The following is a 14957-nucleotide window of genomic DNA, read 5'->3' as shown; positions in this document are numbered from 1 at the left end:
GTCTGTCTGAAAATTTTGGGTGCGAAATACCAGCGCGGTCAGCCGCATGGTTCGCTTGCGGGTGCCACACACACGCCGCCAGTCTGGAATTCAATATCCCCGAAGGGTGGGCAGGCACATATTTGCGCCTGCCCGAATATTCAACCGATCATTTCTGATGCGGTGCATACCATTTCTGCAGGCCATCTTCGGCTTTCTTCGCCCCTTCTTCCGGGGTCAAAGTACCATTGATAACCTGTGCGGAAATGTTCCACAGTTCGTTTTCCAGGTTCGGCGTACCGCGCGACAGAATCTGGTAGGAGTTACGAATGGTGGATTTGCATTTCTGGCGCCAGCTTACGAATTCCTGGGCAACCGGATCTTCGATATCGACCTTGGCATTCGACAGCGAGAAGAAGCCCGGCAGTGCGTTGGAATACAGCTTTGCGAAGTCCGGGCCGGTCATCCATTCAAGGAAGACTTTTGCTTCTTCGGCATTTTTCGACTTTGCGTTCAGACCCATACCGATATCGGTGTGGTCACTGATATAGCAGGTATCCGAACCAGCCGGTGCGGGCGGCGGGAATGCGCTGAATTTGAAGTCAGCCTGTTTGTTAAACAGGGAAATATCCCACGAACCAGCCGGGTAAATGGCCGCACGACCAAGCGAGAACAGGTTTTGCGCATCCGGGTACGAAATGGCTTCAAAGCCATCAGGCAGGTAATCTTTCCAGCGGGCCAGTTCTGCGAAGGTATCGACATAGGGTTTGTCGGTGAATTTCTGGCTGCCATCGATCAGGGCTTTGCGGCCTTCTTCGCCGTTCCAGTGGTTCGGACCGATATTCTGGAAGCCCATGGTTGCGGCTTCCCACTGGTCAGCCGTGCCCATTGCCATCGGAACGTAGGTGCCGTCTTCCTTGATCTTATCAAGAACCTGGAAGAATTCTTCGGTGGTTTTCGGGACTTCTACGCCAACTTCTTCAAAGGCTTCCTTGTTATAGATGAAGCCATGAATGACCGATGCCATCGGCACGCAGAAGGTGGTTGAACCATCGTCGGTCTGCCAGGCGGATTTGGCGACGTCAGAAAAATTGTCCATGCCAGCAAGGTCGTTAAGCGATGCAAGATTGCCCTGTTTGTAAAGTTCAAGCGATGCATCAAACGGACGGCAGGCGATCAGGTCGCCAGCAGTACCACCCGAAAGCTTTGCGTTCAGGGCAGCGTTATATTCGGTCGGGGTGGTCGGCTTGAACGATACGTGAATATCGGGGTGCTTTTCATTGAAAGCGGGAATGATTTTGTCATTCCAGATATCGATATCGTCGTTACGCCAGCTTTCAATGACAAGGTCACCGGCCTGCGCCATCAAGGGAACCAGGGCGACACTTGCCGCCAAGGCACCTGCAAGCCCTTTTGCCAATAGTTTGTTCGACATTTATGCCTCCTCTGATCAATGTCGGTGGATTGCCCTGCCCTTTGTGGACCGGGTTCAACCCTTATATTCAAGCGCCGCCCGGAGATTGCCGTTCACGGACGCCAGAATTTCTTGTGCCTGTGGCAGGGTTTTGCCGCGCACCATCAAAACGGCGCAGCGAATGTCAAAACCGGAATTTTCAAGTGCAGCTTGCGCAGCATCGGCAGTGCAGGACGCAATTTGTGCGACAATGCGCACCGCCCGGCCCTGCAGTTTCACGTTATCGGCGCGCATGCCCACCATAAGGTTGTCAAACAGACGGCCCAGCCGGTTCATCACCAGCGTTGAAAGCATGTTAAGCGCGGCCTTTTGTGCCGTCCCGGCCCCCATACGGGTGGAACCGGCAATAACTTCGGGCGCGCTATCAAGAAAGATGCCGTGATCGGCATGTGAAAGAAGTGCACCATCGGCATTGTTACAAATACCCACAGTCAAAGCACCCGCCGCGCGGGCTGCACATATGGCATTAACAGTAAACGGGGTTGATCCACTTGCAGCCACGCCGATTACAGCGTCGCCGGGGCCAATATGATGGTCACGAATGGCGGCCTTTGCGGCATCGATATCGTCTTCGGCAGAATTGAACACACCCGGTTCACTATCAACACCGCCTGCCACCAGAACAATGGTCTGGTCTTCGGGCCAGCCAAATGTCCCGCCCAGTTCCTTGGCATCCTGCCAGGCCACTGTGCCAGATGTGCCAGCACCGGCATAAACCAGGCGGCCACCATCAAGAAGGCGGTTTGCAATATCTGCCGCAGCAGCAGCGAGAGGCGCGATCACGGGGCCAACAGATGCAACAGCACGCATCTGACCTTCCCAAAGCGCAGTAAGGAAATCGGCATCGGACCACTGGTCCAATCCGGCAAAGCGCAAATCGAATTCTTCGGTGCTTAATGCCATTTTCCTTATCTCCCTTCCATAATTAAATACCATTATGATACCAGACGTGCAAGGCGTTAAATTCACCCTTCAACAGATTAACCCGACAACATCATATTAATTTATATATTTCATATGTTTAACATAAAAACATGAACCACCTACACATAAGGGTGGCAGGTGACGTGGTTTTTACGCCCAGACCACATGATGCCAAGTGGACCTATATTGGTATTGCCAATATTGATACCACTCTGCTATGGTGAGGGAAGTTAGGGATGGCAAACAATGAATAAACCGGATTCCGAAAGTCTTTTCCTGGGCGTTGATGGCGGCGGCACGCGGTGCCGGGTGCGCCTGTCTAATGGCCATGGCACCATATTGGGCGAAGCCGTTCGCGGCGGGGCCAACACCCGCCTTGGACTTGAAAAAATCTTTGCGGAAATCACGTCGGCTGCGTTTGACGCACTGGATCAGGCCAGCCTCCCCCACAGCAGAATTGCCGATATTCATGCTGGTTTGGGCCTTGCCGGTTTGGCGCTGGAGCGCGAACGCAAACTGGTGCGCGCCTACCCACACCCATTTGCCAGCGCCGTTTTTGAAACCGATGCCTTTACTGCCTGCCTCGGCGCCCATAACGGCGCGGATGGGGCCATATTGATTATTGGCACCGGCACCTGTGGTCAGGCCATTGTTGGCGATACACAGTTGGCAGTTGCCGGTTGGGGTTTTGAAATTTCCGACATTGGCAGCGGCGCACGCATTGGTAAACAGGCACTGGAAAAAACGCTTCTGGCACACGAAAACATTGGTCCGGCAACCGACCTGACACACCAGTTAATGGCACGATTTAATAACAGCCCGGAAGAAATGGTTGCCTTTGCCGAAACCGCCCGCCCGTCAGATTACGGGCAGTTCACCCTGGCAGTATTTGAGGCACTTGATAATGGCGATGCCATTGCACGTGACATAGTGGCACAGGCAAAACAGGCAAATGAACAGGTTTTGCGCCGGCTTTTGGCCTTTGGCGCACCCAAGCTGACATTAATGGGCGGCATTGCCCAGCGCATGGCAGATTTAATGCCAGATGACATTAAAAACAGGCTTGTCCCGGCTGCCGGTGACGCGCTTGATGGTGCCATTCTGATGGCCAAACGCCAACAGGGGGAAAGCCGGTGATTGCAACGGATGACGTTTTAAAAAGCCTGCGCGCCCGCGATTTTGAAAATACCGGCCACGGCCCGCTTTATCGCCGTTTACAAACCGCGATAAAAGCCATCATCGATGACGGTATTTTAAAAGTCGAAGATGCCCTGCCCAGCGAACGCGACCTGGCGACCGAACTGGGCATTTCACGGGTGACGGTGCGCAATGCCGTCAGGGCGCTGGTGGAAGATGGCGTCTTGATCCAGCGGCATGGTGCAGGCACTTTTGTTGCCCCGCGCGTGGAACAGGCCCTGTCACGACTGACATCCTTTACCGAGGATATGACCACACGCGGCATGAGCCCGGGTGCCGTATGGCTGGAAAAATCGGTTGGTTACGCCACCCCGGAAGAAGCCATGGCCCTGAACCTGTCGCCGGGCACGGAAGTCGCACGTTTTCGCCGCCTGCGTACCGCCAATGACAAACCCATGGCGCTGGAATTTGCCGTGGTCCCCAAACAGTTCATCCCGCATCCCGAAGAAGTCGATAAATCGCTTTATGATGCGCTAGCGAAATACGGCAAAAAGCCCGATCGCGCCCTGCAGCGCCTGCGCGCCGAACTGTTTGACAATGAAACCGCCCGCGCATTGGGCGTGCCAGAAGGCAGTGCCGCGCTTTATATCGAACGGCGATCCTTCCTGGCGAATGGCACACCCGTTGAATTTACCCGATCCCATTATCGCGGCGACAGTTACGACTTTATCGCCGAAATGCAGGTGGATGCGCGATAGGCGCCACCATCCCCTGTTTGCAAACAGCATTTTAACGCAAGGAAACCGAACATGACCACACGCTGGAAGCCCCAAACCCAGATGGGTCGCGAAACCGCCCAGGCCCCGGATGTTGTCAAGGCACAGTTGGCCGCCAATCAGGATGCCATTACCGCACTGGTCAGCGAATTGCGCAGCAACCCGCCCGCCTTTGTCATGACCTGCGGGCGCGGCAGTTCGGACCATGCAACGCTTTATGCAAAATACCTGATCGAAAGCCAGCTTGGCATTCCCGTTGTTTCGGCTGCACCGTCGATTACATCGATCTATGGCAAAACCCTGGCGGTTAAGGGCGCACTGTTTATCGCCGTTTCGCAGTCCGGCAAAAGCCCGGATCTGGTGCAAAGTGCGGCCGCAGCAAAAAAGGCCGGCGCACGCACGGTCGCGCTGGTAAACGTTACCAATTCCCCGCTGGCTGAAACGGTGGATCATGTTATCCCGCTTATGGCGGGTGCCGAAACCAGCGTTGCAGCGACCAAATCCTATATCGCGACCCTATCAGCCATTGCCCAGATTGTCGCAAGCTGGGTGGATGACACCAGCCTGAATAATGGCCTTTCTGCCTTGCCCGGCCAACTGGCACAGGCCTTGGATAAAGACTGGCTTGATGCCGCCGACCCGATTGCAAAATCGCAGGGGCTGTATGTTATCGGGCGTGGCCCGGCATTTGCTATTGCGCAGGAAGCTGCCCTTAAATTCAAGGAAACCAGCAGCCTGCATGCCGAAGCCTTTAGTGCCGCCGAAGTCAAACACGGCCCCATGGCCCTGGTAACACGGGAATTTCCCTTGCTGGTCTTTTCACAGGATGACGCCACCCGCGATAGCGTTGAGGGTTTTCTGACTGAAATGCGCGCAAAGACCGACAACCTGTTTGCCGCCGAAACCGGTGATGCCGCGACCAAGGGCCATTTGCCGGTTGTCGAAGACATCCATCCGCTGCTAGCGCCAATTGCGATGATCCAGACATTTTATACCCTGGCTGAACATGTTGCGTTGCTGCGCGGCTGTAACCCCGATGCACCGCCGCATCTTTCCAAGGTAACGGAGACGCATTGATGACTGTTCTTGCCATTAAAAATGCCCGGCTGTTCGATGGCGAGCAGTTTCACGATGATGCCTGCGTGATCGTTGAAAACGGTAAAGTCAGTGCGGTGTCACCGGCCCGCATCCCGGATGGCGCTGACATTTTTGACGCCCGGGGAAATGTGCTGGCACCGGGGTTTATCGACGTGCAGGTTAATGGCGGCGGCGGTGTTTTACTAAATCACACGCCCAGCGTTGATGGCATTCGCCAGATTATGGCGGGGCATCGCCAGTTTGGCACAACGGCCATGCTGCCCACCCTTATCACCGACACACGCGAAAAAATGCTGGCCGCCATCGAGGCGGTTAAAAACGCCATCGACGAAGGCGTGCCGGGCATTGTTGGTATCCACCTTGAAGGTCCGTATCTGAACACGGAACGCAAGGGCGTGCATGACGCCAACATCATCCGCCCGATGGAAGATGACGCGATTGAGGTTCTGTCCAGCCTGCCCAATGGGCGGATTTTGGTAACCATGGCCCCGGAAAAAGCAAAACCGGGCACAATTGAAAAACTGTGCGCCAATGGCGTACTGGTTTGTGCCGGGCATACTGCCGGGACCTATGACGATATCCAAAAGGCAATTGGCGAAGGTTTGCGTGGCTTTACCCACTTGTTTAACGCCATGAGCCCCCTTGCCCACCGGGAACCCGGCGTTGCAGGTGCTGCCATAGCTGACAAAAACACATGGTGCGGCCTGATTGCCGATGGTTACCATGTGCATCCGGCCGCCATGCAGGTTGCCGTTCGCGCAAAACAGACAGGCAAGATCATGCTGGTGACCGACGCCATGCCAACGGTGGGTGCTAAAACCAAACGTTTTGTTCTGGGCGGCGAAGAAATTATTGCCATTGATGGCCGTTGTGCACTTGCCGACGGCACCCTTGCCGGGTCGGACCTTGATATGATTTCGGCAGTGAAAAACAGCGTTGAGATGATTGGCGTTGATCTGGGCGAAGCGCTGCGCATGGCCTCGCTTTATCCGGCGGCATTTTTGAAACTTGATGACAGAAAAGGCAAAATCATGCCGGGTTTTGATGCCGATATGGTCCTGTTTGATCCCCAAACATTTCAGGTAAAACACACCTGGATTTCAGGTATTTAAGATAAACACCTTATCTGAAACCTTACATCAAAGGAGACATCCCAATGACGTCGAAACCCGTACGCATCCTTGTCGTCGGACTGGGCAATATGGGGATGTCCCATGCCAAGGCATACCATGCCCTGGAAGGGTTTGAGATTGTTGGGCTATGTACCCGTTCACCCATCGCACCGGGCACCCTGCCAGAAGGATTTGAATCCTACCCGCAATTTACCGATTACGAAGCCGCCCTTGCCCAAACCGGGCCTGATGCGGTTTCGATCAACACCTATACAGAAACCCATGCAAATTACGCCATTGCCGCCTTTGAAGCAGGTGCGCATGTCTTTATCGAAAAGCCGCTTGCCGCCACCGTGGTCGATGCCGAACGCGTCATTGAAAGTGCGCAGAAGCATGGCCGTAAACTGGTGATCGGCTATATCCTGCGCCATCACCCGTCGTGGGAAAAGTTTGTCGAACTGGCAAAGACACTTGGCAAGCCGCTGGTGATGCGAATGAACTTGAACCAGCAAAGCAGCGGCGAATTTTGGGAAACGCATAAACGGCTGTTAAACAGCGTGTCGCCGATTGTTGATTGTGGTGTGCATTACCTTGATATGATGTGCCTGATGACAGCGGCAAAGCCGATTTCGGTTCATGCAATGGGGGTGCGTCTGTCGCCCGATGTTGCAGAGGACATGTATAATTACGGGCAATTGCAGGTCCGGTTTGATGATGGGTCGATTGGCTGGTACGAAGCGGGCTGGGGGCCCATGATCAGCGAAACGGCATTTTTCGTTAAGGATGTCATCGGACCCAAAGGGTCGGTATCAATCACAGATGTAGAAGAAAAAGGCGCCGGATCGGCCGATATCGACACACATACCAAGACGAATGCCTTAAAATTACATCATGCTGCCACAGATAGGCACGGAAAATTTTCACATTCGGACGAAATCATCAGAACCGATGACGAGCCCGATCATGATGGCCTGTGTCTGCGTGAACAGCAGTTTTTCCTAAAGTCTATTACGGAAAATCTTGACCTTACGCAGCATATGACGGATGCATTGGGCTCCTTACGGATCGCCCTTGCTGCGGATCAATCGGTTCGCACGGGGAATATTATAATGCTCTGACCCCCAGGAGGAGTACCCACATGCCTTCCGTTAAACCCGGTGTTGTAACCGGTGCTGCCTATCGTGAACTCGTTGCTGCCTGCAAGCAGGACGGTTACGCTCTACCCGCAGTTAATATTACCACGTCGAGCACGCTGAACGCTGCCCTTGAAGCTGCTGCCAATGCCGGTTCTGACATCATCATTCAGCTTTCGAATGGTGGTGCACAGTTCTTTGCCGGCAAGGGCATCAAGGATGCCAATGCTGCTCGCGTTATTGGCGCTGTTTCCGCCGCCCGCCATACCCAGCTTCTGGCTGAATATTATGGCGTCGCCGTAGTTCTGCATACCGATCATGCCAACCGGAAATTTGTTCCGTGGGTCGATGGTATGCTGAGCTGGGGTGAAAAAGCTTACAAGGAAACCGGCAAGCCTTTGTTCAGCTCGCATATGCTTGATCTTTCGGAAGAACCGCTCGAAGAAAATCTGGCAACCTGCGAGGAATTTCTGAAACGTCTTTCCGCCGTCGATATGAGCCTGGAAATCGAACTGGGCGTTACCGGTGGCGAAGAAGACGGTATTGGCAAGGAACTCGATACCACTCAGGACGATATCGACCCGCGCCTTTATACCCGTCCGGAAGAAGTCGAAGAAGCCTATCGCCGCCTGAAACCGCTGGGGCATTTCTCGGTTGCGGCGGCATTTGGCAACGTGCACGGCGTTTACAAGCCGGGCAATGTTAAACTGCGCCCGGAAATCCTTCTGGAATCGCAGAAATACGTTGCTGATAAACATGGCCTTGATGGCTTCCCGCTTGATTTCGTTTTCCACGGTGGTTCCGGCTCGGAAAAAGAGAAAATCGAGGAAGCTGTTGGCTACGGCGTTTTCAAAATGAATATCGATACTGACACCCAATTTGCCTATGCGACAGCCGTTGGCAAATATGTCGAAGAAAACGACCGTGCCTTCAAATACCAGGTCGATCCCGAAGACGACAAACCGTACAAAAAGCAGTACGACCCGCGCGTCTGGGTTCGTGAAGCCGAACTTTCCATGGCAGCCCGCCTTGAAGAAGCTTTCAAGGATCTGGGTGCCACCGGCAAGTCGATTGCCAAGGGTTAATCCCCTGCCTGATTTTGCAAAACCCGCCAGGTCATTCTGGCGGGTTTTCTTTTGCGCCAATTCCCCTCCACTACCTTTCCAGGCTTTGTCATTTTTCCTGCTGACAAATCCTGACAGGAACTGTCAGGGGCGCACTTGCGTATAATCACTGGCTCCTCTATACATTGCCCGAACAATTCAGGAACAAAAGGCCGGACATGCTGACAAAAATTTCGGTTCGCGGTGCGAAAGAACACAATCTGCAGAACATTGATGTCGAACTGCCCCGCGATTCCCTTGTGGTGATTACCGGCCTGTCGGGTTCGGGCAAAAGTTCGCTGGCATTTGATACCATCTATGCCGAAGGTCAGCGCCGTTATGTCGAAAGCCTGTCGGCCTATGCGCGCCAGTTCCTTGAAATGATGCAAAAGCCGGATGTCGAATATATCGACGGTCTGTCGCCCGCCATTTCGATTGAACAGAAAACCACATCGCGCAATCCGCGCTCGACCGTTGGTACTGTTACCGAGATTTACGATTATATGCGCCTTCTTTGGGCGCGTGTGGGCATCCCCTATTCCCCGGCAACCGGCCTTCCCATTGTCAGCCAGACTGTATCGCAAATGGTTGACCGCGTGATGGAAATGGAAGAAGGCACACGCCTTTACCTGCTGGCGCCCATCGTACGTGGCCGCAAGGGCGAATATAAAAAGGAATTGAAGGACCTTCGCGCACGTGGTTTTCAGCGTGTGAAAATCGATGGCGAAATGTATGACATCGACGAAGCCCCCGACCTAAACAAAAAGCTGAAACACGATATTTCCGTCGTCGTCGACCGCCTTGTAGTCAAGGACGGCATCCAGACGCGTCTTGCCGACAGCTTTGAAACTGCACTGGAATTGACCGACGGTATCGTATTTGCCGAAGATGCCCGTTCCGGTGACAGCACGCTTTTTTCAGCAAAATTTGCCTGCCCGGTTTCGGGTTTCACCATCGAAGAAATTGAACCGCGCCTGTTTTCGTTCAACAACCCGTTTGGCGCCTGCCCGGTTTGTGATGGCCTTGGCACACAAATGGAATTCGACCCCGAACTGGTGGTGCCCGATACCAGCAAAACGCTGGATGACGGTGCAATTGCCCCATGGGCAAGCAGCACGTCGAAATATTACCTGCAAACGCTGCGCGCCATTGCCAAGCATTTTGGCTTCAAAACCAACGTAGCGTGGGACAAACTGCCGGAAAAAGCCAAGCACATTATTTTGCATGGTTCGGGCGAGGAAGAAGTGACTGTCACCTATGATGACGGTTCGCGCAGCTATAAGGTAACACGCCCCTTTGAAGGGGTTATTCCCAACATGTCGCGTCGCTGGCGCGAAACCGACAGCCAGTGGGCCCGCGATGAACTGGCAAAATATCAGACCGTTTCCGATTGTGACGCCTGCCATGGGCATCGCCTGAAGCCGGAAGCCCTGGCGGTCAAGGTTGATAAATGCACCATATCCGAAATCACCGCCCTTTCAATTGGCAAGGCGGTTGAATGGTTTGCATCCCTTGAGCCGAAACTGGATGAAAAACAGACCGAAATTGCCCGTCGTATTCTGCGCGAGATTAATGATCGCCTGAAATTCCTGAGCGATGTGGGACTGGATTATCTTTCCATGTCGCGTACATCGGGCACGCTTTCGGGTGGGGAAAGCCAGCGTATTCGCCTGGCATCGCAAATTGGCTCGGGCCTGACGGGCGTTTTATATGTGCTTGACGAACCCTCCATCGGCCTGCATCAGCGTGATAATGACCGCCTGCTGGAAACCCTGAAACGTCTGCGCGATTTGGGTAATACGGTGCTGGTTGTCGAACATGATGAAGACGCCATCCGTGCTGCCGATTACGTTGTTGATATGGGACCGGGTGCCGGTATTCACGGGGGCCGTATTGTGGCCCAGGGCACGCCAGATGAAATTCAGCAAAATCCGGAAAGCCTGACGGGCAAATATCTGACCGGGATTGAACAGATTGCGGTTCCGGCCAAACGGCGCGATGGCAATGGCAAGGCCATTACCATCAGCGGTGCGCGGGCCAATAACCTGCAAAACATCACGGTTGATTTTCCGCTGGGCAGGTTTGTTTGCGTAACCGGTGTTTCAGGTGGCGGTAAATCCAGCCTGGTGATTGAAACGCTATATAAGTCGCTGGCCAAACGTATGCATAATGCCCGCACCCAGCCCGGCGCCCATGACAGCATTTCCGGCATCGAACATATCGATAAAATTATCGATATTGACCAAAGCCCGATTGGCCGTACCCCGCGTTCCAATCCTGTTACCTATACCGGGGCCTTTACCCCCATTCGTGAATGGTTCGCCCAGTTGCCAGAGGCCAAAACCCGTGGCTACAAACCGGGGCGGTTTTCATTCAACGTCAAGGGTGGCCGGTGCGAAGCCTGCCAGGGTGATGGCGTTATCAAAATTGAAATGCACTTTTTGCCCGATGTCTATGTTACATGTGATCAGTGCAAAGGTAAACGATACAACCGAGAAACTCTCGAAATATCGTTTAAAGGCAAATCGATATCTGACGTTCTTGACATGACGGTTGAGGAAGGTGCGGACTTTTTCAAAGCCGTTCCCAGCATCCGTGACAAGATGGAAACACTAAAACAGGTGGGTCTGAGCTACGTTCACCTGGGCCAACAGGCGACCACCCTTTCTGGCGGTGAGGCACAGCGTGTCAAACTTGCCAAGGAACTGTCAAAACGCGCGACAGGCAGAACAATTTACATTCTGGATGAGCCGACAACCGGCCTTCATTTCCACGACATTCGTAAATTGCTTGAGGTGCTGCATACCCTGGTGGATCAGGGAAATACGGTTGTTGTGATTGAACATAACCTGGATGTGATCAAAACCGCCGACTGGATTATTGATATCGGCCCTGAAGGTGGTGATGGCGGCGGTGAACTGGTTAGTGCCGGTACACCCGAAGACATCATGAAAAATGACCGCAGCTATACCGGCAAATATCTGAAGCGCCATTTGCGCCTTTCATAAACCCGTGTAAACGGACTTGGTAAGTGGATTTGGGCCGCATCAGGTTGTTTTGGCGCTATCGGAACCGATCGCCAGGGCACGGATGCGGCCTTCGACTGTTTGCAAAATGGCCTTGACCAGCCGTTCGCTAAACCCTGCCAAAAATGCAATCAAAAGCATGATCGCGACTTGCTGGCCGCTTTCATCACTAAGCTTGAGCGTCCCCAGATCATTGAGATCCCGAATGGCCTGAAGTTGGCTCAGACTGTCGGGAACGATCCCGGCACGCACAATCAGCAATGCCAGAATCGCAAAAACAAACCCCAAAAACGGCCGAAATAAAAAGCGGAAGAAAATATCAAGCGGTGTCAGGTTCTGCCAGTTCTGGGTATCGCTGATATACAGCATCACGCTGACCGTTGCGCCCAATGCGCCAAAGACGCCGACAAAAAATACCAGATCATAGCTGAAACCAAACAACCGCCCGCCCCAAGAACTGACCAGCACATCGATGGTAAAGAACGTTGCCAGCACCGCAAGCAGAACCAGCGGCGAAAAGACCAAAGCCAGGCTTGCCGCCGAAAGCTTGGCCACATCACCACCCCCGGTCAAAACCGCGACAAAGCTGTTGAGAGGCGAAACGGGTGTAACCCCTGCTGGCGTTGCGGGATTGGCAGATGCGTCGGTGCCATTTTGCGGGCGCGTCGCACTGCTATCGCCGGATATGCCAGATGTTTGGGGGTGATCTGCCGCCCGCCCTGAGACGGCGGCGACGGGCGTCGAAATACTGTTTGACGGCCCGGCGGATGATGTTGCCGGGCTGATACCTGTTGCATTGGGGGTACCGGGGGTATTGGGGGAACTGGTGTTTGCCGGATCGGTCATTTGTTTTTACCTGGTTAAAGCCATTGAAGCCGGTTAAGTGCAGCAAACAAGCCATTTGAGAACACAGGCACCGGACCACTTTTCAATACCCGTTTGACGGATGGTGCTGCCAAATGTGACGAAGAAGCCCAAACCCAACCGAAATCGCACGGCGATACCGGCAAATTGCTGCAATTGACTTGATATTTGGGTGCCGGGGCCGCTATGTGTGGGGCCAAACTTGGCCTGATGCCAAAACCTGTTCTGACGGAGGTTCAGCTTGGAAACGGTAACACCTGTTCATATCATCGGTGCTGGCTTGGCTGGCAGTGAAGCCGCCTGGCAGCTGGCCGAAGCCGGCATTCCCGTGATCATTCATGAAATGCGCCCGGAACGCCCGACCGATGCCCACCAGACCGACAAATGCGCCGAACTGGTCTGTTCCAATTCGTTCCGTTCCGATGACAAGGAATATAACGCTGTTGGCCTGATCCATGATGAAATGCGCCGGGCAAATTCGCTTATTCTGCGCTGTGCTGATGAACACAAGGTGCCGGCTGGTGCCGCCTTGGCCGTTGACCGTGAAGGCTTTTCGCAGGCCGTTACAGATGCGCTGATGAACCACCCGCTGATTTCCATGGAGCGCGGCGAGATTAGCGGCCTTCCGCCCGCGGAATGGGGCAATACCATTATCGCCACCGGCCCGCTGACATCGGGTTCGCTTGCGGCAGCTATTCTGGAACAAACCGGAGAACAGTCGCTGGCATTTTTCGATGCCATTGCGCCGATCCTGTATAAAGAAAGCATCGATTTTGATAAGGCGTGGTTCCAGTCACGCTATGACAAGGGCGATGGCAAGGATTACATCAACTGCCCGATGAACAAAGAGCAGTACAACAATTTCATTGATGCGCTGCTGGCCGGTGACAAAACCGAATTCAAGGATTGGGAAAAAAACACCCCGTATTTTGACGGCTGCCTGCCCATTGAAGTAATGGCTGAACGCGGGCGTGAAACCCTGCGCCATGGCCCGATGAAACCGGTTGGCCTGACCAACCCGCATGATCCGCTGGTGAAATCCTATGCCATTGTGCAGTTGCGCCAGGACAATGCACTGGGCACCCTTTACAATATGGTCGGTTTTCAGACGAAACTGAAATACGGCGCCCAGGTCGAGGTTTTCAAAACCATCCCGGGCCTTGAAAATGCCGATTTCGCCCGCCTGGGTGGTATTCACCGCAACACCTTCCTCAATTCCCCGCGCTTGCTGGACCCGACGCTGCGGCTTAAATCACGCCGCGACATCCGTTTTGCCGGGCAGATCACCGGGTGTGAAGGCTATGTCGAAAGTGCTGCTGTCGGCCTGATGACCGGTCGTTTTACCGCAGCGGAAAAACAGGGCCGCGAATTACCCCTGCCCCCGGCAGTAACGGCAATGGGTGCGCTTCTGGGCCATATTACCGGCGGTGCCAACGAAGACAGCTTCCAGCCGATGAATGTCAATTTCGGCCTGTTCCCGGAACTTGATCTGAAAAAACGGGTCAAGGGCCGTGATCGCAAAAAGCTGTATACCGACCGTGCCATTCCCGCCTTTGATGAGTGGCTGGCCGAGATTGGCAATTAAGGCATCAAGGCATCGTCTTTGCCCAAGCCAGTGCTGAATATGCAACAAGACAAAACGCCCGTGCAGCTTGCGCGGGCGTTTTTCGTGAGGGCAATTTGGCGATGGAATTGCGTTATTTAACCCGGGTCAGCTCGCCGGTGATTTCACGAATGCTTTTGCCGTTGCGAAATCGTTTGAACACCAGATCAAGATTGCCGTGCGGGTCCAGCGTACGTTCATAGACCTGCATTTCATAGCCGCCATCATCAAGAATATACATGGCGTGAACCGTCAGCGTTGGCCCAACAATGCGCGCCCAGACAAAGGGCTGCCCCTTTAGCGGGTCATTGGGAACGCGTTTACCAAACAGGCCGGTACGCATGGCGCTACCAAAAATGTCGGCCCGGTCGGTGCTGAAAAAATCAATGCTGATCGCCGATGCCTTTTCCCGGCCATCGGATTTGTAAATCACGGTGGACCAGTCAATCGAAAAGGCATTGCCGGTTTTCTTGATGGTTACATCAAGGTCACGGGCCTTTAGCTCGTGGGTTTCTTCGGATATGGCCGTGCCGTGATAAACACCAAGGAACGGATCAATAGAGGTTGCCGCTGCGGGCTTTGCAAAGGTCCATAGCGTGATCAGAACACCCACCGGGATGATGACCAAGAGTGCGATATTTCTGATGCTTTTCATTTTTTGGACCCCGCGGGCTTCTAACACCGGACAACCAGCCAAATCAGGTCAGGAACCGGTTGATGTATATAGA

General features: G+C 53.8%; 12 protein-coding genes. 8 read left to right on the top strand and 4 right to left on the bottom strand.

All coding sequences use genetic code 11. From position 1 onward, the window contains the following. Positions 1-148: 148 nt before the first annotated feature. Positions 149-1414 (bottom strand): ABC transporter substrate-binding protein, encoded by a 1266-nt coding sequence (locus tag CSC3H3_RS09305; protein ID WP_101284658.1) that lies wholly within the window; start codon positions 1412-1414, stop codon positions 149-151. Positions 1415-1468: 54 nt separating this feature from the next. Next, positions 1469-2356 carry an N-acetylmuramic acid 6-phosphate etherase gene (locus tag CSC3H3_RS09300; protein ID WP_101284657.1) on the bottom strand — a complete coding sequence of 296 codons (888 nt, stop codon included), beginning with the start codon at positions 2354-2356 and terminating at the stop codon, positions 1469-1471. 267 nt (positions 2357-2623) lie between these two features. Here CSC3H3_RS09300 and CSC3H3_RS09295 point away from each other — a divergent pair, with 267 nt between their 5' ends. From CSC3H3_RS09295 to uvrA, 7 genes are all read left to right on the top strand, one after another. Further along, on the top strand, positions 2624-3514 hold the full coding sequence (locus CSC3H3_RS09295) for a glucosamine kinase nucleotide-binding domain-containing protein (RefSeq protein ID WP_101265771.1): 891 nt from the start codon (positions 2624-2626) through the stop codon (positions 3512-3514). Continuing rightward, positions 3511-4272, top strand: a complete 762-nt coding sequence (locus CSC3H3_RS09290; RefSeq protein WP_101284656.1) for a GntR family transcriptional regulator — start codon at positions 3511-3513, stop codon at positions 4270-4272. Before CSC3H3_RS09295 ends, CSC3H3_RS09290 begins: the two co-directional genes overlap by 4 nt. Before the next feature lie 51 nt (positions 4273-4323). Further along, a complete protein-coding gene (locus CSC3H3_RS09285) occupies positions 4324-5367 on the top strand; it encodes an SIS domain-containing protein (RefSeq protein WP_101265775.1) in 1044 nt (347 codons plus the stop codon). After that, entirely contained in the window at positions 5367-6500 is a 1134-nt protein-coding gene (gene nagA / locus CSC3H3_RS09280; protein ID WP_215907571.1) for an N-acetylglucosamine-6-phosphate deacetylase, read from the top strand. The genes CSC3H3_RS09285 and nagA overlap by 1 nt, the downstream gene beginning before the upstream one ends. Before the next feature lie 44 nt (positions 6501-6544). Then, positions 6545-7618, top strand: a complete 1074-nt coding sequence (locus CSC3H3_RS09275; protein WP_172963409.1) for a Gfo/Idh/MocA family protein — start codon at positions 6545-6547, stop codon at positions 7616-7618. A gap of 20 nt (positions 7619-7638) precedes the next feature. After that, the gene (gene fbaA, locus CSC3H3_RS09270) at positions 7639-8718 is read left to right on the top strand and encodes a class II fructose-bisphosphate aldolase (protein WP_101265781.1); all 1080 of its coding nucleotides are present in this window, start codon (positions 7639-7641) and stop codon (positions 8716-8718) included. Positions 8719-8915: 197 nt separating this feature from the next. Beyond that, positions 8916-11744: an excinuclease ABC subunit UvrA gene (uvrA, locus tag CSC3H3_RS09265; protein WP_101284653.1), complete on the top strand. Its 2829-nt coding sequence runs from the start codon at positions 8916-8918 to the stop codon at positions 11742-11744. Between the two features lie 39 nt (positions 11745-11783). Here uvrA and CSC3H3_RS09260 read toward each other — a convergent pair whose 3' ends face one another. Next, entirely contained in the window at positions 11784-12608 is an 825-nt protein-coding gene (locus CSC3H3_RS09260; RefSeq protein WP_101284652.1) for a hypothetical protein, read from the bottom strand. A gap of 259 nt (positions 12609-12867) precedes the next feature. Here CSC3H3_RS09260 and trmFO point away from each other — a divergent pair, with 259 nt between their 5' ends. Continuing rightward, the gene (trmFO, locus tag CSC3H3_RS09255) at positions 12868-14211 is read left to right on the top strand and encodes a methylenetetrahydrofolate--tRNA-(uracil(54)-C(5))-methyltransferase (FADH(2)-oxidizing) TrmFO (RefSeq protein WP_101284651.1); all 1344 of its coding nucleotides are present in this window, start codon (positions 12868-12870) and stop codon (positions 14209-14211) included. Between the two features lie 112 nt (positions 14212-14323). On the opposite strand, the gene CSC3H3_RS09250 is transcribed toward trmFO, so the two are convergent. Continuing rightward, positions 14324-14884 (bottom strand): hypothetical protein, encoded by a 561-nt coding sequence (locus CSC3H3_RS09250; protein WP_215907570.1) that lies wholly within the window; start codon positions 14882-14884, stop codon positions 14324-14326. Between the last annotated feature and the right edge of the window lie 73 nt (positions 14885-14957).

The organism is Thalassospira marina (genome assembly GCF_002844375.1).
GTDB classification, from domain to species: domain Bacteria; phylum Pseudomonadota; class Alphaproteobacteria; order Rhodospirillales; family Thalassospiraceae; genus Thalassospira; species Thalassospira marina.
Note: the sequence above shows the minus strand (reverse complement) of the source record. Positions and strands in the feature narration are given on the sequence as shown.